This window comes from Aeromonas sp. Y311-2, from assembly GCF_027706025.1.
Taxonomy (GTDB): Bacteria; Pseudomonadota; Gammaproteobacteria; order Enterobacterales; family Aeromonadaceae; genus Aeromonas; species Aeromonas veronii.
This window is the reverse complement of record NZ_JAPDCL010000007.1, coordinates 157,568-184,092: the sequence shown is the minus strand read 5'-3', so window position 1 is coordinate 184,092 and position 26,525 is coordinate 157,568. Positions and strand designations below refer to the sequence as shown.

The following is a 26,525-nucleotide window of genomic DNA, read 5'->3' as shown; positions in this document are numbered from 1 at the left end:
TTAAAGTGAGAACTGCATGACCATCGCCATTTCGGATCGCATCGGCTGCGACTACATCCAGCAGGTGCGAGCACAACTGCCCCACGCCATCGTCGACGAGGAGTGGCAAACCGCCGATCAGGCCACCATCACCGTCAAACCTACCAGTCTGGTCGAGACCGCCAGCCTGATCTTCCATCAGCTGGGGGGCTGGCTTCCTCTCTCCTTTGCCAATGACGAGCGCAGCCTCAACGGCCACTTCGCCGTCTACCACGTCTTCTCCATGGAGGGCGACACCAAGTGCTGGATCACCGTCAAGGTGCTGGTAGATGCCGATACCCAGGAGTACCCCTCCATCACCCCGACCATTCCGGCGGCGGTGTGGGGCGAGCGGGAGATCCGCGACATGTACGGCCTGCGCGCCATCGGTCTGCCGGATGAACGCCGTCTGGTGCTGCCGGACGACTGGCCGGAGGATATCCATCCCCTGCGCAAGGACGCCATGGATTATCGCCAGCGCCCGATGCCCACCACTGACACCGAGACCTACCCCTTCGTCAACGAGCTGGGCAGTGATGCCAACCGCATCGTGCCGGTCGGCCCGCTGCACATCACCTCGGACGAGCCGGGCCACTTTCGTCTGTTCGTCGATGGCGAAGACATCATCGATGCCGACTACCGCCTCTTCTATGTCCATCGCGGCATGGAGAAGCTGGCGGAAACCCGCATGGGCTACAACGAAGTGGCGTTTCTGACCGACCGGGTCTGCGGCATCTGCGGCTTTACCCACAGCGTCGCCTACACCACCTCGGTGGAGAACGCCATGGGCATTCCGGTGCCGGAGCGGGCCAAGATGATCCGCGCCGTGCTACTGGAGGTGGAGCGTCTGCACAGCCATATCCTCAACATCGGCCTGTCGAGCCACTTCACCGGTTTCGACACCGGCTTTATGCAGTTCTTCCGGGTGCGGGAAAAATCCATGACCCTGGCCGAGCTGCTGACCGGCGCACGCAAGACCTACGGTCTCAACCTGATTGGCGGAGTACGCCGCGACATCTTCAAAGAAGATCGCATCAAGGGTGCCCAGCTGGTGCGGGAGCTCCGTGATGAGCTCAAACCGCTGGTGGCCATGCTGCTTGATACCGCCAATATCTCCTCCCGCCTCATCGGCATCGGCAAGCTCGACCCGCAAATTGCCCGCGATTTCAGCTGCGTCGGCCCCATGGTGCGGGCGAGCGGCTTCAAGCGCGACGTGCGCCGGGTCCACGACTTTGCCGGCTACCGCGAGCTGCCGATGGAGATCCAGACCAAGGCGGGTTGCGACGTGCAATCCCGGGTGCTGGTGCGCATCCACGAGCTCTACGACTCCCTCGACATGATTGAGTTTGGTCTTGAGCATCTGCCGGAAGGGCCGCTTTTGACCGAAGGGTTCACCTACCAGCCGGGCAAGTTTGCACTGGGCTTTACCGAAGCGCCCCGCGGCGAGAACGTCCACTGGAGCATGACCGGAGATAACCAGAAGCTGTTCCGCTGGCGCTGCCGCGCCGCCACCTACGCTAACTGGCCCGCCCTGCGCTACATGCTGCGCGGCAATACCGTGGCGGATGCACCGCTCATCATCGGCAGTCTGGATCCCTGCTACTCCTGTACCGACCGGGTCACCCTGGTCGACCCCAAGAAGGGCAAATCCACCGTGGTCTCCTACAAGGAGATCGAGCGCTACGGCATCGATCGCAAAAACTCTCCGCTGAAATAAGGGGTCATCATGATCAAGCTGTTCAAGACCATCCTCAAGGCTGGCACCCCGACCGCCAAGTACCCCTTCGCCCCTTACGAGGTGAACCGGGATTTTCGCGGCAAACCGAAATATCAGGCGGATCAGTGCATCGCCTGCGCCGCCTGCACCAAGGCCTGCCCGGCCAATGCGCTGGTGATGGAAGTGGACATGGAGACCGGCGAACGGCGCTGGGAGATCTCCATGGCACGCTGCATCTTCTGCGGCCGCTGCGAGGAGGTCTGCCCGACTCGCGCCATCGCCCTCTCCCCCGAGTTCGAGCTGGCGGTGACCAACAAGGCGGATCTCTATGAGGAGGCCCGCTTCGCGCTGGCCCCCTGCACCCTTTGCGGCACCTACTTTGCCCCGAGCAAGCTGGTGGCGCTGGTGGAGGACACCTTGGTACAAGCGGGCACACCACTCGCGACCCCGGAGCGGCTGCACCACTGCCCCGACTGCAAACGAAAACAGAGCATGCTGAGCCAGCCTGACTCGGCCCTGATCACACCGATAGCCACACCGATGGCCGCACAAAAGGAGTGGATGTGATGAGCAAGATCAAAGGCATAGAACCGGTTGTCGGCCATGCCCATACCCGCGCCGTGCCGCTGGCACAGGATCCCGAGATCACCAAACTCAAGAAGACCCTGCTCAAAGACATTCGCCGCTCGGCCTATGTCTACCGGGTCGATTGCGGCGGCTGCAACGCCTGCGAAATCGAGATCTTCGCCACCATCACCCCGCTGTTCGATGCCGAGCGTTTCGGCATCAAGGTGGTCGCCTCCCCCCGCCACGCCGACATCCTGCTCTTTACCGGCGCGGTGACCCGGGCGATGCGGGTGCCGGCCCTGCGCGCCTACGAGGCGGCGCCCGATCCCAAGATCTGCATCGCCTACGGCGCCTGCGGCTGTGACGGCGGCATCTTCCACGACCTCTACTGCGTCTGGGGCGGCACCGACAAGATCGTACCGGTGGATGTCTATATTCCCGGCTGCCCCCCCACACCGGCGGCCACCATCTACGGCTTTGCCGTGGCGCTCGGTCTGCTTGAGCAGAAACTCAAAGCCACCAGCCACGAGGTGCAACCGGGTGAACGGGTCGAGCTGCGCCACACCGGCATCCCCAATGAAATCCGGGTGATGATCGAACGCGAAGCGCGCCGCATGGCCGGTTATCGTCAGGGGCGGATCATCGCCGACGAGTTCATGGCCCTGCTCGAAGGGGCGACCCAGCAGGATGTGGATCTGCGCATCCAGAGCTACCTCGATCAGCACGACGATCCGCGCCTCTCGGAGATCGTCAACAACCTCGCAAACGCCTGCCTCAACCGGGCAGCCGGCAAGGGAGAGGCGGTACATGGCTGACGAGGTTTTTTTCTACCGCCTCTCGCGCAAGTTCGTCGACGAGCAATTCGACGTGCCGGAAGAGGCCAGGGAGGTGATGTACTACAGCCTCGCCATCGGCCATCACCTCGGCATTGTCGATTGCCTGCGAGCAGACCTGGTCTGCTCGCTGATCGGTTATCGCGACTGGGTAGCCAAGCTGCCAGAGGGGAGCGAAGCGCGCCGCAAGATGGAGGGATTTCTCACCTTTGGCGAGATCACCATCTATCGCGAGCACTGCCATATGCTGGCCTGCGCCTTCGACCGACTGCTCAAAGCCGACAATCTACTCGATGAGCAGGAGCTGGGCTGGACCAACACCTTTATGGATCAGCTCACCGCCCTCTTTAACGACCCCCATATGTACCTGATGGTAAGGAGCCGCTGATGGGCTGTAATCTCGTGTTGACCGTGGGCAATGCCATGATGGGGGACGACGGTGCCGGCCCCTATCTTGCCGACAAGCTGCAGGCCGCCCCCCTGCCCTGCTGGATCCATATCGACGGCGGCATCGCGCCGGAAAATGTGGTCTACAAGGTGCGGGAGTTGCAACCGGAGCGGGTGGTGCTGGTGGATGCCGCCGAGATCGGCGAGAAGGCGGGAACCCTGCAGGTGATCCACCCTGAGACCATCGCCGAGATGTTTATCTTCTCGACCCACAATATGCCGCTCAATTTCCTGATCGACGAGCTCAAGACCTTTGTCCCCGAGGTGATCTTTGTCGGGGTACAACCGGCCATCGTGGCGTTCTCCTTCCCGATGACCGAGATGGTGAGCGAGGCGATGGATTATCTTTATCAGCATCTTGATGCAGCCAAAGATACCGACTTGTTAATAGAGAAACTGGAGCAGTGGAATATTAACAACGCCAACGGGTGATTATTTAGCGAGTTGTTAACGACCGTTATTGACCGACGGTTCCGACAATGTGATCGAGGCCCGATGTTAAATTAAAAACATCGGGCTAATTGTGCTGAACTTGATATAAAACAAGGTTCTTTGATTTTTTAAAAAATCGCTAACTCTCGCTTTTTTATGACAAAAAAAGCGTTGCCAGTCACAGAAATTTGCCACAAAATGGCGACCGTTATGGAAGTTGATGGGGTCTGGTGGCCTCCTCGGTCTTCAAAACCGATGTGAGCCGAGAAGGCTTTGGCAGGTTCGATTCCTGCCTCTTCCGCCAAATTCATCTATTGAACAAATACTCTCTCGCTGAATTTTTCGGCCTGGATGTTATTTCCATTGTTTGTTCAATATGTTTGAAGTAATACCTTAAAAAAGGTGCTTGCCGCTTGCCAATATAATCCGAACTCAGGTTATCTCGCTGGCCAAAAATTAATTTATCAGCATCGATGCAGCATTAATTTATACCCGCTCATTGATGCACCCAGTTTGCAGTCATCCGCAAATCGCCAGCAGTGCCATAACCCGTCAGCTCGGCCTCTCTATCGGCAAACCGGTGCGCATCCCGAACCCACGCACTGCACTGGTAATCCCATGCCGAACTCGTCTCACGCACCAGCCATCCTCCACCGCCAGCCCGCATCAGGTACGGCTGCCGACGATTCACTGCCAGATTCTCAGCAACAGCCCGGCCAGCAACCAACCCGCCGTCTGCCCCAAGTGGAACAACTGCTGCAGCAACCCTTTCTCGCCGGGTTTATCGAGGCGCTGAGCCGCCCGCTGGTGACCCAGGCGGTGCGCGACACCCTGAGTGAGCTGCGCCAGAGCGAAGATTTTCGCCAGCATGGCGTCGCCCCCTGGCAGATCGAGGCGCTGATTGCCAAACGCTGCCAACAGCAGTTGCGCCAGCGTCAAACCCGGGTGATCAACGCCACCGGCACCCTGGTGCATACCAATTTGGGGCGTTCGCCGTTAAGTGCCGATCTGTGGGACGAGGTGCGTGACCTCAACACCGGCTACAACAATCTGGAGCTGGATCTCGCCACCGGCAAACGCGGCGGGCGCAAGGGGCTGATCGCCCCCCTGCTCCGTTGCCTCACCCAGGCCGAGGATTCGCTGGTGGTCAACAACAACGCCGCCTCGCTCTTTTTGCTGCTGCAGGAGGTGGCCAAGGGGCGCGAGGTGATCGTCTCGCGCGGTGAGCAGATCCAGATTGGCGGCGGCTTTCGCATCCCCGACATTCTGGCCCTCTCCGGCGCCAAACTGGTGGAGGTGGGCACCACCAATATCACTACCGCCAAAGATTACCTCGATGCCATCACCGATCAGACCGCGCTGGTGCTGATGGTGCACAGATCCAATTTCGCCATTCGCGGCTTTACCGAATCACCCGATATCAACGAGGTGGCCCGCGCCCTGCCCGAACATGTAGTGCTGGCGGTGGATCAGGGCTCGGGCTTGACATGCGAAGAGTTTGCGCCGGATGAAACCTCGGTGCGCCAGTACATCAAGGCGGGGGCAGATCTGGTCTGCTACTCCGGCGACAAGCTCTTGGGGGGCCCGCAATCGGGCATCATCAGCGGCCGCAGCGACCTTATCAAGCGGCTGGAAAAACACCCCATGATGCGCACCTTCCGCCCGAGCCGCATCGTCTACTCCCTGCTCGAACGGCTGCTCATCCACAAGCTCAACAAGTCACCCATCGGCGAGGGCATCGCCCAGCGCACCTTGAGCAACCCGGCCGCCATGGAGGCGAGAGCCTCCCGGCTGATGGCCGCCCTGCCCGGCTGCTTTGTGCCGGTCCCCGCCCAGCTGGTGGTGGGCGGTGGCACCTTACCGGACGAGTTCTACCCGGCACCGGCGCTCGAATGCACCGACCCGCGTCCGGCCCAGCAGTTGCTAGATGCCCTGCGGGAACTGCCGGTGCCGGTCATCGCCACCGTGCGCCAGCAGAAGGTGCTGCTCAATATGGCGACCCTGCTGCCGACCGAGATGGAACTGCTGATTGCCCAACTCAGGGAGTTGCTGCTGCCCGCCCCGTTCAATGCAGCAAATGCGACCGAGGAGCCCTGATCCCATGACCCCCTATCGCGCCGTTATAGGTCTTGCCGGCCACGTGGATCACGGCAAGACCCTGCTGATCAAGGCCCTCACCGGCATCACCACGGCCCGCGCCCACGAGCAGGCCATCGGCATGACCCAGGATCTCGGCTTTGCCCACTTTGACGACGGTCAGGGCAACACCATAGGCGTCATCGACGTCCCCGGCCACGAGCGCTATATCCGCAACATGGTGGCGGGGCTCTGGAGTCTGGATCTGGTGCTGCTGGTGATTGCCGCCGACGAGGGGTGGATGCCGATGACCGGCGATCACCTGCGCCTGCTCAAGGCGATGGGGGTGCCGCGCCTCCTGGTCTGCATCAACAAGTGCGATCTGGTCTCCCCTGACGAGCTTTTGCTGTTGGAAGAGAGCCTGCTGGAGCGGGTGATGGACGAGAGCGGCATGGTGCCCGATATCGTCAGCGTCAGCGCAAAAACCGGCGAGAATATGACTGCCCTGCACACCGCCATCGTCTGCCAGCTGGGAGATATGGCTGAGCATCATGCTCCCCGCGAACAGGCCTCCCCGCGACTGTATGTAGACAGAGTCTTTACCGCCAACGGCACCGGTACCGTGCTCACCGGCACCTTGCAACAGGGCTGCCTCAAGGTGGGGGACAAGCTGCGCCTCTACCCCGCCGGTCGGGAGGTGCAGGTGCGATCCCTGCAGGCCTATCACCAGAGCGTCGACGAGATCGGCGCCGTCTGTAGGGTGGCGGTGGGCCTTAAAAAAGTGCCCCACAAGGAGGTGGCACGCGGCCACTGCCTTACCAGCGCCGCTGGCCAGTGCGAGGCGGCAACCCACCTTATCGTGCGACTCAACGCCGAGAGCCTGAGTAGCAAGACACTGCGCACGCAGGAGATCGAGGTGGCCCTTGGCAGCTGGCATGGCCGGGCCCGTTTTGTTCCCATCAAGGATACCCGGCTGGCGCGGCTGATCTTTGCCAGCCCCATTCCCTGCTTCTTTGGTCAGCCGCTCGCCATTATTCGCCACGGCAGCAGCGAACTGCTGCACGGCGCCCGCATCGTCTGGTGCGGCGACATCCATCCCGCCAGACGCAAGGCACTGCACACCCTGCTGGGCGAGCTGCCAGATGAGCTCGAGCACTACAACCCGGCCACCCTGCAACTGGGGCTCAACGGCTATGTGCTGGCCAGCCGCTTTGACCAGCAGCCAGAGCAGGTCACCCCCCTCGGTGACTGGCTGCTGGACAACCACTGGCTGGCCCAGAGCCGCGACCAGCTGCTCGCTACATTGGCCAGCGAACCGCTTAGCGCCGCAGAGCTTGCAACCCGCTTTGGCATCGCCCTGCCGGTCACTCAGGCCCTGCTCCAGCAGCTCAAGAGCGAGCAGCTTGTTCGCCTGCACCATGACAAGTGGCAGCAGGGCAGCGGCGAGTCGGAAGATGATCTGGGGGAAGAGGCACAGCTGGTGCTCAAGGTGGTGCGAGATCAAGGCAAGGAGGGTTACGAGCCCGGTAAACTGGGCCCCGGCGGCGTAGAGCTGGATCCCTTTATCACCCGCCAGCTGCCCGCCGCCCTGCAGCAGGGCTTACAGCAAAAAGGCGCGTTGCAAAAGCAGCTGCGCAATCTGGCACGACTCAAGTATCTGGTGCAGCTCGATGGCCCCATCTACTACGACGCCGAGCTTTACAACCAGATGGTCGCCGCCGTGCTGGCGGGCCAGCAGGTGGGAGATCTGATCGACATGGCATCCCTCAAGGAGATCACCGGCTTGTCGCGCAAATACGCCATTCCGTTCTGCCTGCGCATGGAGATGGATGGCTGGGTGCGGCGCGAGGAGAACGAGCGCCGGGTACTGCGTTTGCCGCAGACTCAAGATGAGATGGAGCCGGCATGAGCGCCACCATCGCCCCCTCTGTCTCTGCCAATCCGGTCGCCAACCGGCTGCGCCGCGAATTTCATATCGACGGCATCGTGCAGGGGGTCGGCTTTCGCCCCTTCGTTTATGGGCTGGCACTGCGCCACGGCCTTGCCGGCTATGTACTGAACGATGCCAACGGCGTCACCATCGGCGCCGAAGGATCGCCCGAGCAGCTGGCCAGCTTTGCCCGCGAACTGCGGGAACTGGCGCCGCCCTTAAGCCGAATCGATCATTTCAGCGAGCGGGAACTGCCCCTCGCTCATGATCCCGACTTCGATGGCCAATTTCATGGCCAGTTTCGAATTAAAGCGAGCCAGCAGCAGAGCGCGGCCACGGTCGCCATCTCGCCGGATCAGGGGATGTGCGAGGCGTGTGCCACGGATGTGGCCAACCCCAACGATCGCCACCACCACTACCCCTTTACCAACTGCACCCACTGCGGCCCGCGCTACACCATCATCCGCAGCCTCCCCTACGACCGCCCCCACACCGCCATGGCCGACTTTGCCATGTGCCCGCGCTGTGCGGCGGCCTATGAAAACCCGCTGGACAGACGCTACCACGCCCAGCCGGTGAGCTGCCCCGAGTGCGGGCCCCATCTCAGCTGGCGCAGCGGCTATGGCGATGCGCTGGCCGAGCGCGAGGATGCCCTGCAGGCCGCTGCAAGCGCCCTGCAAGCGGGGGCGCTGATTGCGGTCAAGGGGATGGGGGGTTATCACCTGATGTGTGATGCCCGCAATGAACAGAGTGTGGCCAGATTACGAATGCTCAAACGGCGCGCGCGCAAACCACTGGCGGTGATGATGGGCTCCCTTGCCGAGGCCAAATTGCATGTCACCGGCTGCGAGGCAGAGTGGACGCTGCTCACCTCTCAGGCCAGACCCATCACCTTGCTGCGCAAGCGCAAAAACGATGATCGGCACTCAGAATCCCTACTGACAACCGCGCCGCTGGCCGAGGGGATCGCCCCCGGCATCCCCTACCTTGGCGTCATGCTCCCCTATACCCCGCTCCATCAGCTGCTGTTGGATGCCTGCGCCATGCCGCTGGTGGCCACCAGCGCCAATGGTCGCGGCAGCCCAATCCTTATCGAGTGTGAGGCGGTGGTCAGGGAACTCGGCAGCGAGATTGACGGCATCCTGGATCACAACCGCCCAATCCTGCACCCGTGCGACGACAGTCTGGTGCAGTGGGCAGGCGGGCGACGCCAGACGTTGCGGCTGGCCCGGGGCTATGCCCCCTGCACTCCCAGCCTGAAAGAGGCGGTAAAGGTACCGCTCTTGGCTGTCGGGGCGCAACAGAAGAACCAGCTGGCGCTCGCCTTCGGCCGCCAGCGCATCTACAGCCCCTATATCGGCGATCTGCACAGCCTGCCGATGCAGGAGCACTTCGAGCAGACCCTGGCGACCTTTCGCGATCTCTACAATCTCAAACCCGAAGTTCTGGTCTCGGATCGCCACCCAGGCTACCTCAGCCACCAGTGGGCCAGGGACTACTGCCGCGATCAGGATGCAACCCATCTCGAGGTACAGCACCATCACGCCCACCTGCTGGCAGTGATGGCCGAACATGACATCACGGGCCCGGTACTGGGTGTTGCCTTCGATGGCACCGGCCTTGGCGATGACGGCACCCTCTGGGGTGGCGAGCTGCTGCTGGCCGATGTGAAGGACTTTACGCGGGTTGCCCACCTCCAGCCTTTCAAGCTGATCGGCGGCGAAGCGGCCATCCGCGAGCCGGTACGTCAGCTGCTGGGGCTGCTGTTTGAATCGCATAGCCCTGAGCAGATCAGCGCCCTCGATATTCCGTTGATCAAGCAACTGCCCCTTGAGCGGATCAGCAATCTGCACCAGCTCTGGCAGCTGGGTCGCAACACTCCCGACACCAGTTCCATCGGCCGGCTGTTCGATGCGGTGGCGGCGCTCTTGGGGGTGATCGATACCCCGGATTATGAGGGCGAGACCGGACTCTTGCTGGAGGCAGCCGCCTTGCAGCTGGCCCCCGATGAACAGCCCTTCCCCCTCGCCTTTGATCTCAGCCAATCAACAGAGGGGCCACTGCATATCGAGTGGGCCAAGCTGATCCATACCCTTGTCAGCGAGCGGCGCCAAGGCACCGCCACTGCCAGCCTGGCTGCCGGTTTTATCCGCGCCATCAGCAATCTGATCATCGCCCTTGCCGAGCGCTTCCCCGGCTATCCGGTGGCGCTCGGGGGCGGTGTCTTTCAAAACCGGGTGCTGATGGATCAGCTGGTTCCCGCGCTCGAAGCGGCCGGTCGGCAGGTATTGACCTGCGAAACCCTGCCACTCAATGACGGTGGCATCGCCGCCGGTCAGCTATGGTTTGCCATCCACCATCTTGCCACGCATCAGCCTGTCACCACCGGTTGTGCCACCTTGTCGGAGTCCTGAAATCCATGTGTCTATCCATCCCCTCTCAGGTGGTGCAGCTGCACCCCGAAGATAACTGCGTCACCGTCGATACCCTGGGGGTGCAACGGCGCGTCAGCTGCATGCTGCTCGAGGAGCCCCTCCAGGTGGGCGACTATGTGCTGCTCCATATCGGCTTTGTGATGAGCAAGATTGACGAAGAGGAGGCGCAGGCCAGCCTCGAGAGCTTCCGCCAGATGGTGGCCCTGATGCCCAAACAGGATATCTTGCCATGCTGACCTTGAATGATCTGTTTCAGGGCTTTCGCCAGCCCGAGGTGATCCGCGCCCTCGCCGCCCAGATCACCGAACTGGCCAAATTACTCCCCGAACCGCTGCGGGTGATGGAGGTGTGCGGTGGCCATACCCATACCATCATGAAGTACGGCCTGCACCAGTTGCTGCCGGCCAGCATCGAGTTCGTTCACGGCCCCGGCTGCCCGGTCTGCATCATGCCCAAAGAGCGCATCGATCAGGCCATCGAGCTGGCCCGCCAGCCCAGCGTCATTCTGGTCACCCTGGGGGACATGATCCGGGTACCGGGCTCCAAAGGCACGTTAGCCCAGCAACGGGCCAAGGGGAGCGATATCCGCCCGGTTTATGACCCCCTCGACGCCCTGCGTATCGCCCGTGAGAACCCTGAGAAAACCGTGGTCTTCTTCGCCATCGGTTTCGAGACCTCTACCCCGATGACAGCGGCGCTGCTGGCTGCCGCTGAAGAACAAGGGGCCCTGAACCTGCTGTTTCATATCAACCATGTGCTGGTGCCCCCCGCCATTCATGCGGTGATGGCCGACGGGGTGGCCAAGGTGAACGCCTTTATCGGCCCCTCCCACGTCAGCGTCATCACCGGCGCCGATATCTACCTGCCCATCGTCGATCGTTATCAGGTGCCTGTGGTGGTGAGTGGCTTCGAACCGGTGGATGTGATGGAGGCGCTCTTGATGATGGTGCGCCAGAAGGTGGAGGGTCGCTACGCGCTGGAGGTGCAGTACAGCCGCGCCGTCACCGCCAGCGGCAATAAAGCCGCCCAGCGGCTGGTTGAGCGCTTTTTCGAAACCCGCGAGCACTTTCGCTGGCGAGGCCTCGGCGATATCAACGCCTCCGCCCTGCGCCTGCGCGATGCGTTTGCCAAACGCGATGCAGAGCGTCACTTTGCGCTCAATCAGACTCCCATCGATGACCACAAGGCGTGCCAGTGCGCCGATATCCTGCGCGGCCTGGCCAAGCCAAACCAGTGCAAGGTCTTTGGCCGGGGCTGCACCCCGACCCAGCCCATGGGCAGCTGCATGGTCAGCTCCGAAGGGGCCTGCAATGCCTACTACCGATATATGGGGATCCAATGAGAGAAATTCAGTTAAGCCACGGCGGTCGGGTGATGAGGAGAGATGAACCAGCCTGTTTCTGCAATCTTGTGGAGAACCAGACCCTATGAGAGAAATCCAACTTAGCCACGGCGGCGGCGGTGTCGAGATGAACCAGCTGATCAACCAGCTCTTCTTTCGCCACTTTGGCAACGAGATCCTGCTGCGCGGTGAAGATGCTGCCCTGCTGCCGGTAGAGGGCCCCGTCGCCTTCACCACCGACAGCTTTACCGTCTCGCCGCTCTTCTTCGAGGGGGGGGATATCGGCAAGCTGGCCATCGCCGGCACGGTCAACGATCTGGCCATGATGGGGGCCAAACCCGAGTATCTGAGCTGCAGCTTTATCATCGAGGAGGGCTTCCCCTACGCAGATCTGACCCGCATCGTCGAGTCGATGGCCGCGGAACTTGCCAAGAGCGGCGCCCGCATCGTCTGCGGCGACACCAAGGTGGTGCCCAAGGGGGCGGCCGATAAGATCTTTATCAACACCAGCGGGGTCGGCACATTCCCGCTGCCTGAACAGAGCCGGGACATCTCGGTACGCAACCTCAAGGCCGGTGACGCCATTCTGGTGTCGCGGGATATCGGCAGCCACGGCGCCTGCATCCTAATGGCCCGTGACGCCCTGCAGCTGGGATCTGATCTCAAGAGCGACTGCACCACCCTCTGGCCACAGGTAGAAGCACTGCTAAAAGCGGGTATTACCCCTCACGCCCTGCGCGATGCCACTCGCGGTGGCCTTGCCGCCGTGCTCAACGAGTGGAGCTGCGCCTCCGGCGTTGCCATCGAGCTGGAGGAGTCCGCCATTCCGGTGTGCGATCCGGTGCGTGGCCTGTGCGAGCTCTACGGTTTCGAGCCCCATGATCTCGCCAACGAGGGGACCATGGTGCTGGCCCTGCCTGCCGAACAGGCGCAGGACGCGCTGGGCATCTTGCGGCAATTCAACCTCGCGGCAAGCCAGATCGGCGTGGTGCAGGCGAGCGATCGCCACAAGGTGATCCTGAACAACCCCTGGGGTAGCCGCCGCTATCTGGAGCTGCCGCAGGGGGAGCTGCTACCGCGGATCTGTTGAGCGGCCATGCCGTCTAGTCAATTACAGGGAGGAGTCACTGCTCCTCCCCATATCGGTTAAGGAGCCTCCATGCACGAAATGTCTCTGGCCATGGCCGCCATCGATCTGGCGGCCGAACAGGCCACCCAGCGGGGCTTTAGCAAGGTGACCGCCCTCTGGCTCGAGGTCGGCAGTTTCTCCTGCGTCGACCCGGACACCATTGCCTTCTGTTTCGAGGCGGCCGCCAAAGGCACCGCCGTCGAAGGGGCCCAGCTGCACTTTCAGCGCCAGGAGGCAGAGGCCTGGTGTTACGACTGCAACCAGACGGTCACCCTCACCGAGCGCGGGCAGGCCTGCCCCGGGTGTGGTGGGTACAAATTACGAGTCGCGCAGGGTGATAGCCTGCGCATCACCGACATCGAGGTAAGTTGATATGTGTAGCGTATGCGGATGCGGCCAGGCGCGGATCGCTGGCCATGAGCACGATCATGAGCATCATCACGAACATGAACATCACCATGAACATGGTCATGAACACGGTCATGAACACGACCATCATCATGCTCATGACGCCCATCACCATCATGATCACGAGCAGAGCGCGCCGCGCACCCTGATCATTCACCACCACTATCACCATCAGGGGGATGTCCATCACCACTACCACGGGGTACGGGCTCCCATAAGCCATGAGGGGCATGATCAGCCCTATGAGCACCACCATGATCATCCCCGCGACCATCATCATGCCCAATCTCATGAGCACGGCCATTCCCACACGCATCCCCATGATCACTGCCATGACCATGACCATGACCATGACCATGACCATGACCATGACCATGACCATGACCATCAGCAGGGTGATCTGCACTATGGCAAAGGGGAAGCGGGATTGTCGGTGCCCGGTATGGGGCAGCGCCAGCTGATCGCCATCGAGATGGATGTGCTGGCCAAGAACAACGCGCTGGCGGCCCACAACCGCGAACACTTCACTGCCGCAGACCAGCTGGTGCTTAACCTGGTCTCTAGCCCGGGTTCAGGCAAAACCACTTTGCTTTGCGAAACTCTGCGCCAACTGGCCGACAAACGCCCCTGCGCGGTGATCGAAGGGGATCAGCAGACCAGCGCCGATGCGGATCGCATCCGTGCCACCGGTGTCCCTGCCGTGCAGATCAACACCGGCAAGGGCTGCCATCTGGACGCCAAAATGGTTCACGACGCCTGTCACCAGCTACCCGCCAATGAAGGGGGCATCCTCTTTATCGAGAACGTCGGCAATCTGGTCTGCCCCGCCAGCTTCGATCTCGGCGAGAAGTACAAGGTGGCGATCCTCTCTGTCACCGAGGGGGAAGAGAAGCCGCTGAAATACCCGGACATGTTTGCCGCCGCCCAGCTGATGGTGATCAACAAGATCGATCTGCTGCCCTACGTCAGCTTTGACGTGGCCCGCTGCATCGAGAACGCCAAACGGGTCAACCCCTATATTCAGGTGATCCAGGTCAGCGCCACTACCGGTGAAGGGATGGATGCCTGGCTCAACTGGCTGGCCAGTGCTTGAAATCAACCGGTTAAACGCCGCTGATAACGGTAGAAAACAAAAGAGGGAGGCTGATGCCTCCCTCTCTTTTATCTGCGCGCCTTGCCAACGGTTCTCTCTGTACAGAATGGCCAGCGACTCATACTCACGTCCCCTCACCCTGGCCCTCTCCCCAGGGAGAGGGAATCGGTTTGTGGATGCCGCGACTATACGACGCCCTCAAACCCCTCAGGGGAGCTTCGAGCATAACAACCAGCCATATTTTCAAGCCCCAAGGTTCTCCAAACCCTAAACCCCGAGCCTGGCGAAATGGCGCCTTCTGCTCCCTTCTCCCCTTGCGGGAGAAGGGCTGGGGATGAGGGGGAACTAACCTTCAAGCCGCGCTTTCGGTCAGCGCCCCAGATTCGGGCTGCACCTCACCAAAGCGCAGCACCCGATGGCAGATCTGGCGCAGCAGCGCCTGTTGGTGACTAAAAATCAGGGTGCCAAGCCCGCGCTGCTCGCATTCAACCATCAACTCCCGCCAGAGATGACGCTGAATCTGCGGATCCAGCTGGGCGGTCACCTCATCGGCAATCAGCAGACGAGTGCGAGGATCGAGGGCGCGCAGCAGCGCGATGCGGGCCAACTCGCCACCGGAGAGCTGACCCGGCTTGCGACTTAGCCACTCGGGCTTGACCATAAAGCGGGCCAGCATGGCCTCATCGGGGCGCCATACATCCCACAGCGCCTGCCCGGTGGTACGATAGGGATTGAAGGTGAGCTCCGGATGCTGGGGCACCAGCTGGATGGGGTTATAACCTTTTACCTGTTCAGACATCGGCTGCCCATCCAGCAGGATCTGCCCGCCAACCCGAACCGGTTGCCAACCGGCCAATACCCGCCCCAGCGTGGTCTTGCCATAACCGCTCGGGGCAGAGATGCCGAGCCGCTCGCCCGCTTTGACTGCCAGCGATAGCCCCTGCCACAGAGAGCGTTCCCCCTTGGCGATAGTAAGATTTCGTACTTCCAACATCAGGAAACCTCCGGCACAGAGAAGAGCGCGTTGAACTCCGGCAGCGCCTGCCAGTGGGCGCGGAGCATCTCGCTCCCCTGCCCCTGGCGCAGATGGTGGCTGCTCAAGGTATCGCTCACCTGGCCCTGATGAAGGGCCACGATGCGATCGGCAAAGCGGGCCGCCAGCGCCAGATCGTGGGTCACCCAGAGGATACCGCTACCCTGATTGGCCAATTCACGCAACTGGCCGAGCAGCAGACAGGCCAGCTCCTCGTCGAGCCAGGCGGTGATCTCGTCTGCCAGAATGTAGCGGGCACAGCCGAGCGCCGCGGTGCAGGCCAGAATGCGCTTGGCCATGCCGCCGGAGAGCTGGCGCGGATAGCGATCCAGGGTGGCAGCAGGCAACTGGTAGCGCAGCAACTGCTCGCCGAGCCGCTCGCGAGAACCGTTCTGGCCACACAGACGTGCCGCCCGCCCCAGCTGGCGCTCCACCGTCAGCAGCGGATTGAGGGCGCTTACCCCCTGCGGCACATAGCAGAGGGTGTGGCCGCGCAGGCTGGCCCGGCTGGCATCGCACAGTGGCGTGCCATCGAGGGAGATGGTGCCGCGCATTCGCAGATTGTCCGGCAGAAGGGTCAGGGCGCTTTGCAGCAGCAGGCTCTTGCCCTCGCCGCTCCCCCCCACCAGCGCCACGATTTCCCCCGGCGCCAGTTGCAGGCTGATATCGGTCAGCAAAGGCTGCCAACTGCGTCGCCCCAGCCAGGAGTAGTGGGCTGCCTCTATGGTCACATGGTCAAAACTCAGCATGGTTCACTCCTGTGCCACAACAGCTGTTGCAAGGCGCGGGTAGCCTGATCAAACAGCAGAACCAGCAGCAGCAACATCAGCCCCGGGAAGAGGGCCAGCCACCAACCGCCACCGGCCAGATAACGCAGGGCATCGGCCAGCAGCAGACCCAGCGAGGCCTCGTGGGCCGCCAGACCAAAGCCGAGAAAGCTCAAGGCCGCGCTGTGCAGTACCGCATGGGGAAACATCAGCAGAGTGCCGATAAACCACTGGGGCAACAGGCCCGGTAGCAGGTGGGTGCGCCAGCGACGCAGCGCCCCCATCCCCTGACAGCGGGCCAGCACCACATAGTCGCTGCAGGCGATCCGCCGCGCTTCTGCGCAGAGAATGAGCGCCAGCTTGGGCCAGTGGGTGAGCGCCACCGCCAGGATCACCCCGCGCATGCCGCCCCCCGCAGTAAAGCAGATCAGTATCAAGAGCAGCATATGGGGCAGCGCCAGCATGGCGTCGATCACCATTCGTACCGCCGCATCACATCTGGGGTGAATGAGCGACACGCTTGCCGCCACCATGGCCAGCAGGCCACTGCAGAGCGCCGTGCTGATGCCGAGCTCCAGACTGGTGAGGGTACCCTGAAAGGCGCGCAACCAGAGATCCCGCCCCATCTGATCGGTGCCGAACCAGTGGGCCAGCGAGGGGGGTTGCTGGCGCGCCAGCAGATCCATCGGCACATCCTGATGAGAGAGGCTCCAGCCGTAAGCAGCCAGCAGCGTCAATCCGAGCAGGGCAAAACCCAGCCGCAGGATGGAGGGTAACGGATTAAACAGCATGCTCACCCTCCCAGCCACGATTGATGCGCGCCAGCAGCAAACTGGCCACCGTGTTGCCAATAAAGACCAGCAGAGTGCAAAAGAGCACTATGCCCATCAGCAAGGGAATATCGCCCCGCAGCCCTGCATCCACGGTGGCCTGGCCGAGCCCCGGATAGGAGAAGACCTTTTCGGCCAAGAGCGATCCGCCAATCAGCTCACCAAGGGAGGCAAACTGCAGGCAGAGCGCCGGGGTCAGGGCGTGGCGCAGCACATGAAAACGCAACATGGGCCAGCCGCCATCCCCCTGAGCGCGGGCGTAGCGGATAAAGTCGCTCTCCAGCACCTCGGCCACCCGCCCCCGGGTATGCAGGGCAATATTGCCCAGCCCCAGCAGGGCGAGCGTGGTGACCGGCAGCAACAGATGGCGTGCTCGCATAACCCAATCTGCCTCATCGGCAGCAAGCCCCGGCGTCCAGGCGCAGCAGACCGGCAGTAGCGGCCAGTGCACCGCAAACAGGGCGAGCAGCAACAGGCCGACCCAGAAGGTGGGCAGGGAGGCAAGCAGGTAGGCAAAGCGGCAAATAAAGCGATCGGGCCAGCGGTTGAGATAGCGACCGGCGCACAGCCCCAGCAAAATCCCGAAAAAGCCGGAGAGCAGCCAGGCGCCCGCCAGCAGCAGGAAGGAGGCGGCAAAGCGCTGGCCTATGACTTCACCCACAGGCGCGTTGTAGAGCATGGAGTAACCGAGATTCCCCTGCAGCACCTGAGTAAACCAGTGCCAGTAGCGCAGCCAGAGCGGTTGATCCAGCCCCCAGCGGGCGGCGATGCGGGCGTACTGCTCCGGCGGCACATGGAGCAGATCGTTTCCGATATAGGCCTTGATGGGGTCGATGGGGGAGTAACTCAGCAGCACAAAGGTGGCGACAGAGACCAGACATAACAGCCCTGCCAGACGCAGCAGGGCTTTTAGCAACAGATAACCTGAATGACTCAAGGGCGAACTTAACGGCACGTCCACCGCCAATCCTGCAGGTTGTTGAGGAGAGACCAGCTACCGTGGACTTCCGGCGCCCCCTTGCCAAGATCGATGCAACGGTTGGCGAGATAGGTGTGCTGCACATTGAGCAGCCAGGCCCAGGCGGCATCCCCCTGCACTCCGGCACCGGTCTTGCCATCCCACTCCACCTGCTGCCAGAACGGCACGGCCGCCTGCCAGTTCGGGGCATCCAGCGCCTGCTTGAGGTGGCCATCCACCACAGGGTTGCTGTAGTAGCCCGGGTTGTAGAACTCCACGCCACCGGAGCCGCTCTGGTAGTGGTGATAGAGCTCCATGGGATCCAGACTCCCCCACCCCATCAGCACCGGATTGGCATGCATCTCCCGCTCCACCTGCTCCCAGCTGCCGGACTTGAGGCTCACCTCAAGACCGATGGGTTTGAGCATGGCCCGCACCGCTTCCGCCAGATCCCGGCGGGTGCTGTCGCCACTGGTGTACCAGAGGGTAAAGGCGCCTCTCAGGTCGCCCTTGTGGCGAATACCGTCACTGCCCATCTTCCAACCCGCCTCGTCGAGCAGGGCGTTGGCGTGGGCCGCATCGCCATCCTTGAAGGCGGTGTCTTTGTTCAGCCAGGGCAAGCCTTCTACCGCGCTGTAGGCGGGGATGGCGTGCCCTTCCAGCAGCTGGTCGGCCAGCAACTTGCGGTCAATGGCGTAGTTGATGGCGCGGCGCACCGCTACATCCGAGGTCACGTCGTTGCCGATGGGATAGCCCTTGGCATCCTTGCCGCCCGCAGGCGGAATGGGGAAGACGATGCCGCGGTTCTCGACACTCGGCCGCACCCACAGCTTGAGGGAAGCAGGCACGGTAGGCGCCAGCGACGGGGCGATACGCACCACATCGAGCTGGCTGCTCTGGGCCGCGGCATAGGCGCTCTCTTCATCGATAAAGACAAAGACCAGCCGTTTGAAGTCATTGTTGCCACCGGCGTAATAGGGGTTCGCCTCCACCACCAGCTGTTGACCGGGCAGGAAGCTCACCAGCCGGTAAGGGCCGGCACCGACCGGCTTTTGGGCATATTCTTTTGCGTCGTAATCCTTCTTCGACACTATCCCCAAGGATCCCAGCACGTTGACGAAGGTGCTCTGGGGGGCACTCAAGGTAATGGCCACCTCAGTGGGCGAGAGCACCTTGGCCGAGACAAAGTTGCCCATGTCGATCTTGCCGCCACCCTTGGCCGCGCTGTTGAAGGTAAAGGCCACATCCTCGGCGGTGAGCGGCGCGCCATTGGAGAATTTCAGGTCAGGCTTGAGGGTAATAAGCCACCCCTTGCCATCCTTGCTCGGGGTCACCGCTTGGGTGAGCAGATCCTGCCAGCTGAGATCGGCGTTTTGCTTGAGCAGCGGGCTGTGCAGCAGCAGATAGCTGCCGTGGCTCCAGCCAAGCAGAGGGTCAAACCCTTCGGTGGGTTCGGCTCCGATGGCGAGCTTGAGCTCGGCAGGCACAGGTTGGGCTGCGGCCAGCGCCGCGTGAGAGGCAGAGCCCAGCAGCAGAGTCAACAGAGCGGCAGCACTGGTGCCACAGTAATGGCGAAGGGAATTGCGCGGAACAGTCATGGGGATCCTTCTTGTTTTGTACCACTCACGGATCATCACTCAAAAAAGAGGTGGAATGCGTGTCTGAACATGGGAGTGAGGGGCCAAAATGGCCCCCTATTCTAAACTTGATTTCGCGTGAAACCTAGCGACTATACCGGCTGACCGCGCCGGGCACCGAATAGCCGTCTGCGGCCCAGATCCACGCCGCCAGCCCCTTGCTGCACCGGCAAGGAGAGCAGCATCTTGAGGGTGCTGCTCACCAGTGAGCGCCCCTCCCCGGCACCGAGATGGGGATCGAGCGGCGACATCAGGGAGCAGGCCAGCAGCTGACCACTTTCGGGCAATTCACCCACCATAAAGGTCATGTTGCCGCAAGGGAGCTGCAGGGCGAGCCGATCGCTGCTGCTGCGCACCGGCCAGAGTTGATCTGGCCCCGGCAGCACCACCACGCTCAACATCCAGGGGGTGAGCACGCAGCCGAGCCACTGGTCTTCAAACAACGTGCACTCCGCCACTATGGGCATGGTGGCGTGATAGAAGGGCAACGCCTGCATCTCTTCGCGAGCGATCCGCTCATACTGGGCTACCAGCAGAGGAGCGGGATTGATGGCAAAACCGGCAAACTCCTGTGCCGTCTCCGGTACTCTCTCCAGCACTCTCTCAGCCTCGCTTAAATGGGACTGCGCCATAGGCCCTCCCGCGCTTGTTCAGCTTTCTCCTGCTCAGAGAGCGGGATGGCGGGGGCACCGACACTGGCCAACAGGGTCAAAATCCGATCCGTCGCCTCCCCCATGGCCGCCGCCACCACAGGGGTAAGGCCGATACGCGGTTCGAGGGATTCGGGCTCGACCCCGATCAGGGTGAGCCGCTTGGGCGACTCCCCCGTCATATGCAGCGCCGAGAGCACATCCGCCAGCCCCAGCTGATGGGGGGAGATCTTGCGGCCAAACAGGGTCGGGATCTCCTCATCTTTCAGAGTCACTACGGTGCCCGGCGGATTACCGCTGCTCACCGCATCCGCCAAAATGATGTGATCGCGACTGGCCATCGCTTCGAGCAATTCCATGCCGGCTGTACCGCCGTCGAGCAGCTCGATGCCGGGGGCGAAACGGTAGTTGCGCCCCAGCGCCTCGACGATGCGAACCCCCACCGCCTCATCGCTCAAGAGCAGGTTGCCCACGCCCAGGATCAGGATGTTCATCACAACACCTTCACCTGAGTCGTTTCGCCATTTTGGGTATCCACCACGTGCACCGCGCAGGACATGCAGGGGTCGAACGAGTGGACGGTGCGCACCACTTCCAGCGGCTTGGCGGGATCCGCCACCGGGGTGCCCACCAGCGATTGCTCGTAGGGGCCGGGTTCATCGTTGAAGTTGCGCGGGCCCGAGTTCCAGGTCGATGGCACCACCGCCTGATAGTTCTCGATCTTGCCATCCTTGATGACGATCCAGTGGGAGAGCATGCCACGCGGTGCCTCTTCAAAGCCCACTCCGCGAAACTCTTTATCCGCCGGGATCTCCGCCTTGATGTAGGCGGTAGTGTCCCCCTTGCCGATGTTGTCCACCAGGGCCTTCCACTGGTGCGCCAGGGTATCTTTCAGCACGCAGCAGCGCACCGCGCGGCCGATGATGCGGCCCATGGTGGAGTGCAGCTGCTCGGTCTTGATGGCAGAGCCGGTGAGCGCCTTGTAGATGCCATTCAGCTGATCGAAGTGCGCTACCGTCTCCGGATGTTTGGCGGCCAGTTTCACCAAGAGGTCTGCGAGCGGCCCCACCTCTACCACCTTGCCGTAGAAGGTGGGGGATTTGACCCAGGAGTACTTGCCGTCATCCTGCCAGCCGGTGTAGTTGGGCTCGGTCTTGCCCTCCCAGGGTTTGAGAGGCTCGTCATCCTTGTACCAGGCGTGCTTGTTGCTCTCGGCGATGCCATCCATCAGCCAGCCATCCTGATGGCTCTCGATGGGGCGATAACCCGCCAGATTGCCATTCTCGATATAGCCGCCCGGCATCAGGAAGCTGCCACCGTTGGCGTCGGTGGGGAGCTCCGGCACGCTCAGGTAGTGCTTGGCACCCTGCCCCAGGTTCAGCCACTCGGGGTAGTGTGCGGCGATGATGGCGGCATCCACCTTGTAGACCTGCTCGATAAACTCGCCGAGCCGGTCGATAAAGCTCTTCACATAGAGCAGCCGCTCCAGGTTGAGCACGCTAGGTGCATCCAGATTGATGGGGTTGGCCACGCCGCCCACCGCCAGATTCTGGATGTGCGGGCTCTTGCCGCCGAGAATGGCGACTATGCGGTTGGCATCGCGCTGGCACTCCAGCGCCTGCAGGTAGTGGGCCACGGCGATGAGGTTCACCTCCGGGCTCAGTTTCATCGCCTTGTGGCCCCAATAGCCGTTGGCAAAGATGCCGAGCTGGCCGCTCGCCACCAGGGCGCGGATCTTCTCCTGCACCTTGGTCAGCTCGTCGGCGCTGTTGAGGGACCAGGTCGATACCCCCTTGAGCATGTCGGCCGCCTTCTGCGGGTTGGCCTCAAGGGCCGCCGTGATGTCCACCCAGTCCAGCGCGGAGAGCTGATAGAAGTGGACGATGTGATCGTGGATGTTATGAGCCGCGATGATGAGGTTGCGGATGTACTGGGCGTTGACCGGCACCTTGGCGCCGATGGCGTTCTCCACCGCCCGCACCGAGGCGATGGCGTGAATGGAGGTACATACCCCGCAGATGCGCTGCACTATCATCCAGGCATCGCGCGGGTCGTTGCCCTTGACGATCTCCTCCATGCCACGCCACATGGTGCCGGACGACCAGGCTTTGGTCACTTTTCCGCCTTCGATTTCGCAGTCGATACGCAGGTGCCCCTCAATGCGGGTGATGGGGTCTATGGTGATACGTTGGCTCATACGTTGGCTTTCCCTCGGGCCTGATAATCTTGGTGAACACGTTCAAGTGATGGCAGTACCGGCAGCAGCCGGATCAACAGCAAATAGGCACACACCTCGATGGCAACAAAGCCCAGAGAGATCAGCACCTCCTCCGCGGAGGGGAAGTAGTGGTAGCCATTGCCGGGGTTGAAGGCGAGCAGGGAGTAATCCAGTCGCCAGAGGGCGGCGCCCAGCAGCATGCTGAGGGCCCCCAGGAACAACATGCGCGAATCCCGGCGGCTCTTGTCCCAGTGGAACACCAGCAGCGGGAAGATCATCAGCGCAATCTCGCTCCAGAACATGATGGAGAAGCGATTGAACTCGGAGAGATACTCCGACTTGTCATGGATGACGATCTCGGCAAAGCGCAGCGCCACAAACAGGATCAGGAAGATATCGATCACCTGGGTCAGTTTGTAGAAGAGCGACTTCTCGTTGGGGCCCCGCCCCGCCAGTCCCGCCTGCACCAGAGATCCCTCGAACACCACGATGGAAAAACCCATGATAAAAGCGGTCAGCAGCGAAAAGACCGGCAGCAGCTCGTAGCTTTGCCAGAGCGGATGGATCTTCTCCCCCGCCACTATCATCAAGGATCCCATGGAGGATTGGTGCATAGTGGGCAACAGAGCCCCCAGCGCCAGCACGAAGAACATGATCTTGTTGAGGCGAATGAGTGACGCCTTCCAGCCGAACTTCTCCAGCAGCACGGGCGCAAACTCCAGCGCCATCACCCCGATATAGATGGTCATGCAGACCGCCGTCTCGAACAGCACCGAGGAGGTGTTGAAGTGACCGGGCAGGTAGAAGTACGGCAGGTTCCAGTAACGCCCCACGTCGATGGTGATGGAGAGGCCGCCCAGCGAGTAGCCAAACAGGCTCGCCAGCAGGGCCGGTCGCACCAGCGGGTGATACTCGCCCCGGTTAAACACATAGACAGCCCAGGCCAGCGCCCAGCCGCCACAGGCGAAACCGGTGCCGATCAAGAGATCGAACGAGATCCAGAGTCCCCAGGGATAACCGCCATTCAGATCGGTGACCGAGCCCAGCCCGAAGACGAGGCGTTTTAAAATCAACATGCCGCACAGCACGGCAAAGGGGGCCAGCACCAGCACCGGCCAGCTGACCAGCTTGCCGCCGAGGGGATACGCCTTGTGGTTACTCATGATCCTTGCCTCCCTTTGTGGTGCCCTGATCCTTGATCTGCGTACTCACCTGATCATGGCCATCATCATGATGGTGATCGTGACCATGCTTGGTGTTGCGGCGAATGAGCACCGAGAGGCCGGTCAGTACCACCATGGGCAGCACCATCCCCTTGTAGAGGGTGTGCTGGATATGCTCGGAGCGGGCACCAGAGGAGAGCTCCGGCAAGGCGGGCATGTCGAGCTTGGTATAGGGCACCCCGGCCAGCACCAGCACCTGGGTGCCGCCCCCCTCCTTCTCGCCATAGACGTATGGCTGGTAGCTGGGCACCTCGTGCAGGTAAGGGTCGTTGGCAGAGAGGGTCTGGCGCGGATAGGCATATTCACTGCCAGGGGTCGCCAGCAGACGACGCTTGGCCTCGGCCATCAGCTCCTCGCGGGTGCCGAAAATGACGGCGCCGGTAGGGCACACCTCGACACAGCCGGGCAACTTGCCCTGATCGATCCGCTCAAGCCCCTGCTGGTTGCAGAGCTCGCACTTGTGGATCGCCCCCAGCGGGTTGTCATAGTCATATTTGGGCACATCGAACGGGCAGCCCACCATGCAGTAGCGACAGCCGGTGCAGACGCTCGGGTCGTAGTGAACGATGCCGGTCTTGGGATCTTTTTTAAGAGCCTGCACCGGACAGACCGAGACGCAGTTGGGATCGACACAGTGCATGCACTGCTTCTTGATGTAGGCGTAGCCATCCACCAGCTGATCCTTGTGCTCGCCAGTGCCGCTCTTCCACACCTGAATGATGTTGTTGGTGTAAGGGGTCAGCTTGTCGTTGTTGGACCAGGTTTGCGCCCCGGCTGGGTTGGTCGGGTTGCCGTTGAGGCGCTGACACTCCGCCACACAGGCCTGACAGCCGACGCAAAGGGTAGAGTCATACAACATACCGAGCGCGCCGGGAATGGGCGGCTTGTTCTTGGCCGCCGCCAGTGCGGTGCCGGGTACGGCTGTGCCCGCCGCCAGTGCACCGACGGAGGCAAATTTGAGGAAGTTTCGTCTGTTCACGGTTACTCCTCCCGTGATGGGTGCTGCCCGGCTTCGTGGCGTTTTTGCTGGCGACCGAGTTCACGCACCGTCATCAGACTCACCCCTACCAGCACCCCGAGGGCACCACCGATAAGGCCGGTCGCGGTGGGCGAGGTATAGCCCCCCTCCTGGATCTTCACATCTGGTTTATCCACCCTCGGAGTCGGGTTCTCTACCTTGGCAAGCTGGAAGATCCCCTTGCTAAAACCGACCCCCTGCTCGTTGCAGCCATAACAGGGGTGACCGATGCCGACCGGCCAGATGCCGCCGCCCACATCGCAGAACTCCAGAGTTGAACAGTTGCCATAGGTCTCCGGCCCTTTGCAGCCAAGATGGTAGAGACACCAACCCTGACGGTGACCCTCATCACCAAACTCCTTGGCAAAACGCCCTGCGTCGAAGTGCGGACGACGCTCGCAGTTCTCGTGGATCAGCCGCTCATAGGCAAACAGCGGACGCTTCTTGCTATCCAGCGCCGGCAGCTTGCCGTAGGTGATGTAGTAGGCAACCGTGGTGAGGAAGTTGTGGGGATTGGGCGGGCAGCCCGGGATATTGATGATGGGAGTGCCGATATTGCCGAGCGCCTCTTCCAGGCTGACCGCGCCGGTCGGGTTGCCACCGCTGGCAGGCACACCGCCCCAGGCGGCGCAGGAGCCGATGGCGATCACCGCAGCCGCGTCGGCGGCAGCACGGCGAATATGGTCGACGATGGGCTCACCTGCCACCATGCAGTAGACGCCGCCATCCTTGAGCGGAATGGAGCCATCCACCACCAGCACATACTTACCTTTATAACGCTTGATGGCGTTGTGCTTGTTCTCTTCCGCCTGATGACCAAAGGCAGCCGAGAGTACCTCGTGGTACTCCAGCGAAATGGTATTGAGGATCAGGTTCTCGATGGTGGGGTGCGTGGCGCGCAGCAGCGATTCGGTACAACCGGTGCACTCCTGCGCCCCAATCCAGATCACCGGCGGCCGTTCGGGGCTGGTGAGCGCAGTGGCCATCTTGGCGACGGCATGCTGACTTAATCCCAGGGTTGCGGCCATCCCGGCACACAATTTCATAAAATCACGGCGATTAATCCCATGAGCCGATAAAAAATTATCCTCGACCATTCTACTTATTCCCGTAGTGAGCACTTGTTTGATAAATGCTTAATAGCGGAAATGCTAAGGACTCACCCACCCTGCAGTATTGATCTCTATCAATTTCGACCGGCTTACCCCTATTTTCATAGCGAGCCACATCACAAATGAAATTAATTACCCCCAAAGAGATATTTAGCATTCCCGTAAATTTTATGAACTTAATTGGATATTAAATAATTAATCGCGGTATATCCTCTCTTTCACTGTGAGCCAAATTAACATGATTGAAATCTTGGCTATACCGCTCATTTCACAATACAGATGCCCACCAATAAATGATCCATTGAATATATCTTTACTCATTCCATTGCATATTCCATACAGTCATCCACGGGACAACCTCCTGACTTGCCTCCCCACACCAGAACGGTCTCACGGCCAGCTGCCACCGGTAGCAAGCACGGCACGATTTACCTGCATGTCGCTTGGTTTCAGTTTGCATTTTACCTGCGCTTCAGTGCGACACGTTCTACTGCGAGCCCACACAGCACAACCCCGCTTGGCCTCCCTGCCGTTTAACACCGCTTAATGAAAAGATGCCGCCGAGGTATGCATATCAATACGCTCCCCCCACTCTTTATTGTCTTGGATGCTGGTGAGTAAATATCGCACTCACGGATATGTTTACGCATCA

25 protein-coding genes and 1 tRNA gene are annotated in these 26,525 nt (G+C 61.4%); 14 read left to right on the top strand and 12 right to left on the bottom strand.

Annotation, left to right across the window (positions count from 1 at the left end; translation table 11 throughout):
• Positions 1–16: 16 nt before the first annotated feature.
• The 13 genes from OKC42_RS09390 to hypA all read left to right on the top strand — a co-directional run bounded on the left by OKC42_RS09390 (position 17) and on the right by hypA (position 13,298).
• Positions 17–1,735, top strand: a complete 1,719-nt coding sequence (locus OKC42_RS09390; RefSeq protein WP_017784116.1) for a hydrogenase large subunit — start codon at positions 17–19, stop codon at positions 1,733–1,735.
• Between the two features lie 9 nt (positions 1,736–1,744).
• A complete protein-coding gene (locus OKC42_RS09385) occupies positions 1,745–2,302 on the top strand; it encodes a formate hydrogenlyase complex iron-sulfur subunit (protein ID WP_270819532.1) in 558 nt (185 codons plus the stop codon).
• The gene (locus tag OKC42_RS09380) at positions 2,302–3,117 is read left to right on the top strand and encodes an NADH-quinone oxidoreductase subunit B family protein (RefSeq protein WP_005333324.1); all 816 of its coding nucleotides are present in this window, start codon (positions 2,302–2,304) and stop codon (positions 3,115–3,117) included. The genes OKC42_RS09385 and OKC42_RS09380 overlap by 1 nt, the downstream gene beginning before the upstream one ends.
• Positions 3,110–3,523, top strand: coding sequence for a formate hydrogenlyase maturation HycH family protein (locus tag OKC42_RS09375; protein WP_270819531.1), 414 nt, complete (start codon positions 3,110–3,112; stop codon positions 3,521–3,523). The genes OKC42_RS09380 and OKC42_RS09375 overlap by 8 nt, the downstream gene beginning before the upstream one ends.
• Entirely contained in the window at positions 3,523–4,014 is a 492-nt protein-coding gene (hycI, locus tag OKC42_RS09370; RefSeq protein WP_270819530.1) for a hydrogenase maturation peptidase HycI, read from the top strand. Before OKC42_RS09375 ends, hycI begins: the two co-directional genes overlap by 1 nt.
• Positions 4,015–4,226: 212 nt before the next feature.
• Positions 4,227–4,318: transfer RNA gene (locus tag OKC42_RS09365), tRNA-Sec, on the top strand.
• A gap of 314 nt (positions 4,319–4,632) precedes the next feature.
• The gene (gene selA / locus OKC42_RS09360) at positions 4,633–6,111 is read left to right on the top strand and encodes an L-seryl-tRNA(Sec) selenium transferase (protein ID WP_270819529.1); all 1,479 of its coding nucleotides are present in this window, start codon (positions 4,633–4,635) and stop codon (positions 6,109–6,111) included.
• A gap of 4 nt (positions 6,112–6,115) precedes the next feature.
• A complete protein-coding gene (gene selB / locus OKC42_RS09355) occupies positions 6,116–7,999 on the top strand; it encodes a selenocysteine-specific translation elongation factor (RefSeq protein ID WP_270819528.1) in 1,884 nt (627 codons plus the stop codon).
• Positions 7,996–10,434, top strand: a complete 2,439-nt coding sequence (gene hypF / locus OKC42_RS09350; RefSeq protein ID WP_270819527.1) for a carbamoyltransferase HypF — start codon at positions 7,996–7,998, stop codon at positions 10,432–10,434. The genes selB and hypF overlap by 4 nt, the downstream gene beginning before the upstream one ends.
• Positions 10,435–10,439: 5 nt before the next feature.
• Positions 10,440–10,691: a HypC/HybG/HupF family hydrogenase formation chaperone gene (locus tag OKC42_RS09345; RefSeq protein ID WP_040065728.1), complete on the top strand. Its 252-nt coding sequence runs from the start codon at positions 10,440–10,442 to the stop codon at positions 10,689–10,691.
• Entirely contained in the window at positions 10,685–11,797 is a 1,113-nt protein-coding gene (hypD, locus tag OKC42_RS09340) for a hydrogenase formation protein HypD (protein WP_040065729.1), read from the top strand. The genes OKC42_RS09345 and hypD overlap by 7 nt, the downstream gene beginning before the upstream one ends.
• Before the next feature lie 85 nt (positions 11,798–11,882).
• Positions 11,883–12,887 (top strand): hydrogenase expression/formation protein HypE, encoded by a 1,005-nt coding sequence (hypE, locus tag OKC42_RS09335; protein ID WP_040065731.1) that lies wholly within the window; start codon positions 11,883–11,885, stop codon positions 12,885–12,887.
• A 69-nt stretch (positions 12,888–12,956) separates the two neighbouring features.
• The gene (hypA, locus tag OKC42_RS09330) at positions 12,957–13,298 is read left to right on the top strand and encodes a hydrogenase maturation nickel metallochaperone HypA (RefSeq protein ID WP_040065733.1); all 342 of its coding nucleotides are present in this window, start codon (positions 12,957–12,959) and stop codon (positions 13,296–13,298) included.
• On the opposite strand, the gene OKC42_RS09325 is transcribed toward hypA, so the two are convergent.
• Complete coding sequence (locus OKC42_RS09325) at positions 13,276–13,668, bottom strand: hypothetical protein (RefSeq protein ID WP_270819540.1); 393 nt, start codon at positions 13,666–13,668, stop codon at positions 13,276–13,278. The two genes, hypA and OKC42_RS09325, sit on opposite strands and share 23 nt — an antisense overlap.
• On the opposite strand from OKC42_RS09325, the gene hypB reads away from it, so the two are divergent.
• Positions 13,549–14,427 (top strand): hydrogenase nickel incorporation protein HypB, encoded by an 879-nt coding sequence (hypB, locus tag OKC42_RS09320; protein WP_270819539.1) that lies wholly within the window; start codon positions 13,549–13,551, stop codon positions 14,425–14,427. The genes OKC42_RS09325 and hypB overlap by 120 nt on opposite strands.
• Before the next feature lie 352 nt (positions 14,428–14,779).
• Here the strand turns inward: hypB and OKC42_RS09315 are convergent, their stop codons facing one another.
• The 11 genes from OKC42_RS09315 to hybO form a co-directional block, all read right to left on the bottom strand.
• The gene (locus OKC42_RS09315) at positions 14,780–15,421 is read right to left on the bottom strand and encodes an ATP-binding cassette domain-containing protein (RefSeq protein WP_270819524.1); all 642 of its coding nucleotides are present in this window, start codon (positions 15,419–15,421) and stop codon (positions 14,780–14,782) included.
• Positions 15,421–16,209: an ATP-binding cassette domain-containing protein gene (locus OKC42_RS09310; RefSeq protein ID WP_270819523.1), complete on the bottom strand. Its 789-nt coding sequence runs from the start codon at positions 16,207–16,209 to the stop codon at positions 15,421–15,423. The genes OKC42_RS09315 and OKC42_RS09310 overlap by 1 nt, the downstream gene beginning before the upstream one ends.
• Complete coding sequence (locus OKC42_RS09305; RefSeq protein WP_270819521.1) at positions 16,203–17,018, bottom strand: ABC transporter permease; 816 nt, start codon at positions 17,016–17,018, stop codon at positions 16,203–16,205. Before OKC42_RS09305 ends, OKC42_RS09310 begins: the two co-directional genes overlap by 7 nt.
• Complete coding sequence (locus tag OKC42_RS09300; protein ID WP_270819520.1) at positions 17,008–18,018, bottom strand: ABC transporter permease; 1,011 nt, start codon at positions 18,016–18,018, stop codon at positions 17,008–17,010. The genes OKC42_RS09305 and OKC42_RS09300 overlap by 11 nt, the downstream gene beginning before the upstream one ends.
• Positions 18,003–19,613 (bottom strand): ABC transporter substrate-binding protein, encoded by a 1,611-nt coding sequence (locus OKC42_RS09295; protein WP_270819518.1) that lies wholly within the window; start codon positions 19,611–19,613, stop codon positions 18,003–18,005. Before OKC42_RS09295 ends, OKC42_RS09300 begins: the two co-directional genes overlap by 16 nt.
• A 131-nt stretch (positions 19,614–19,744) precedes the next feature.
• Positions 19,745–20,284 carry a hydrogenase-2 assembly chaperone gene (gene hybE / locus OKC42_RS09290; RefSeq protein ID WP_270819516.1) on the bottom strand — a complete coding sequence of 180 codons (540 nt, stop codon included), beginning with the start codon at positions 20,282–20,284 and terminating at the stop codon, positions 19,745–19,747.
• Complete coding sequence (locus OKC42_RS09285; RefSeq protein ID WP_270819514.1) at positions 20,266–20,796, bottom strand: HyaD/HybD family hydrogenase maturation endopeptidase; 531 nt, start codon at positions 20,794–20,796, stop codon at positions 20,266–20,268. Before OKC42_RS09285 ends, hybE begins: the two co-directional genes overlap by 19 nt.
• Complete coding sequence (gene hybC / locus OKC42_RS09280) at positions 20,796–22,499, bottom strand: hydrogenase 2 large subunit (RefSeq protein WP_270819513.1); 1,704 nt, start codon at positions 22,497–22,499, stop codon at positions 20,796–20,798. Before hybC ends, OKC42_RS09285 begins: the two co-directional genes overlap by 1 nt.
• Entirely contained in the window at positions 22,496–23,683 is a 1,188-nt protein-coding gene (hybB, locus tag OKC42_RS09275; protein ID WP_021230238.1) for a Ni/Fe-hydrogenase cytochrome b subunit, read from the bottom strand. The genes hybC and hybB overlap by 4 nt, the downstream gene beginning before the upstream one ends.
• Positions 23,676–24,722 carry a hydrogenase 2 operon protein HybA gene (gene hybA / locus OKC42_RS09270; protein ID WP_270819512.1) on the bottom strand — a complete coding sequence of 349 codons (1,047 nt, stop codon included), beginning with the start codon at positions 24,720–24,722 and terminating at the stop codon, positions 23,676–23,678. Before hybA ends, hybB begins: the two co-directional genes overlap by 8 nt.
• 2 nt (positions 24,723–24,724) lie before the next feature.
• Complete coding sequence (hybO, locus tag OKC42_RS09265; protein ID WP_005345182.1) at positions 24,725–25,858, bottom strand: hydrogenase 2 small subunit; 1,134 nt, start codon at positions 25,856–25,858, stop codon at positions 24,725–24,727.
• Positions 25,859–26,525 lie beyond the last annotated feature (667 nt).

Bases quoted from the DNA above. Each gene is read 5' to 3' on its own strand.
- OKC42_RS09390 (WP_017784116.1), top strand. From the start codon at position 17: ATGACCATCGCCATTTCGGATCGCATCGGCTGCGACTACATCCAGCAG.
- OKC42_RS09385 (WP_270819532.1), top strand. From the start codon at position 1,745: ATGATCAAGCTGTTCAAGACCATCCTCAAGGCTGGCACCCCGACCGCC.
- OKC42_RS09380 (WP_005333324.1), top strand. From the start codon at position 2,302: ATGAGCAAGATCAAAGGCATAGAACCGGTTGTCGGCCATGCCCATACC.
- OKC42_RS09375 (WP_270819531.1), top strand. From the start codon at position 3,110: ATGGCTGACGAGGTTTTTTTCTACCGCCTCTCGCGCAAGTTCGTCGAC.
- hycI (WP_270819530.1), top strand. From the start codon at position 3,523: ATGGGCTGTAATCTCGTGTTGACCGTGGGCAATGCCATGATGGGGGAC.
- selA (WP_270819529.1), top strand. From the start codon at position 4,633: ATGCCGAACTCGTCTCACGCACCAGCCATCCTCCACCGCCAGCCCGCA.
- selB (WP_270819528.1), top strand. From the start codon at position 6,116: ATGACCCCCTATCGCGCCGTTATAGGTCTTGCCGGCCACGTGGATCAC.
- hypF (WP_270819527.1), top strand. From the start codon at position 7,996: ATGAGCGCCACCATCGCCCCCTCTGTCTCTGCCAATCCGGTCGCCAAC.
- OKC42_RS09345 (WP_040065728.1), top strand. From the start codon at position 10,440: ATGTGTCTATCCATCCCCTCTCAGGTGGTGCAGCTGCACCCCGAAGAT.
- hypD (WP_040065729.1), top strand. From the start codon at position 10,685: ATGCTGACCTTGAATGATCTGTTTCAGGGCTTTCGCCAGCCCGAGGTG.
- hypE (WP_040065731.1), top strand. From the start codon at position 11,883: ATGAGAGAAATCCAACTTAGCCACGGCGGCGGCGGTGTCGAGATGAAC.
- hypA (WP_040065733.1), top strand. From the start codon at position 12,957: ATGCACGAAATGTCTCTGGCCATGGCCGCCATCGATCTGGCGGCCGAA.
- OKC42_RS09325 (WP_270819540.1), bottom strand. From the start codon at position 13,668: ATGGCAGTGATCATGGGGATGCGTGTGGGAATGGCCGTGCTCATGAGA.
- OKC42_RS09315 (WP_270819524.1), bottom strand. From the start codon at position 15,421: ATGTTGGAAGTACGAAATCTTACTATCGCCAAGGGGGAACGCTCTCTG.
- OKC42_RS09310 (WP_270819523.1), bottom strand. From the start codon at position 16,209: ATGCTGAGTTTTGACCATGTGACCATAGAGGCAGCCCACTACTCCTGG.
- OKC42_RS09305 (WP_270819521.1), bottom strand. From the start codon at position 17,018: ATGCTGTTTAATCCGTTACCCTCCATCCTGCGGCTGGGTTTTGCCCTG.
- OKC42_RS09295 (WP_270819518.1), bottom strand. From the start codon at position 19,613: ATGACTGTTCCGCGCAATTCCCTTCGCCATTACTGTGGCACCAGTGCT.
- hybE (WP_270819516.1), bottom strand. From the start codon at position 20,284: ATGGCGCAGTCCCATTTAAGCGAGGCTGAGAGAGTGCTGGAGAGAGTA.
- OKC42_RS09285 (WP_270819514.1), bottom strand. From the start codon at position 20,796: ATGAACATCCTGATCCTGGGCGTGGGCAACCTGCTCTTGAGCGATGAG.
- hybC (WP_270819513.1), bottom strand. From the start codon at position 22,499: ATGAGCCAACGTATCACCATAGACCCCATCACCCGCATTGAGGGGCAC.
- hybB (WP_021230238.1), bottom strand. From the start codon at position 23,683: ATGAGTAACCACAAGGCGTATCCCCTCGGCGGCAAGCTGGTCAGCTGG.
- hybO (WP_005345182.1), bottom strand. From the start codon at position 25,858: ATGGTCGAGGATAATTTTTTATCGGCTCATGGGATTAATCGCCGTGAT.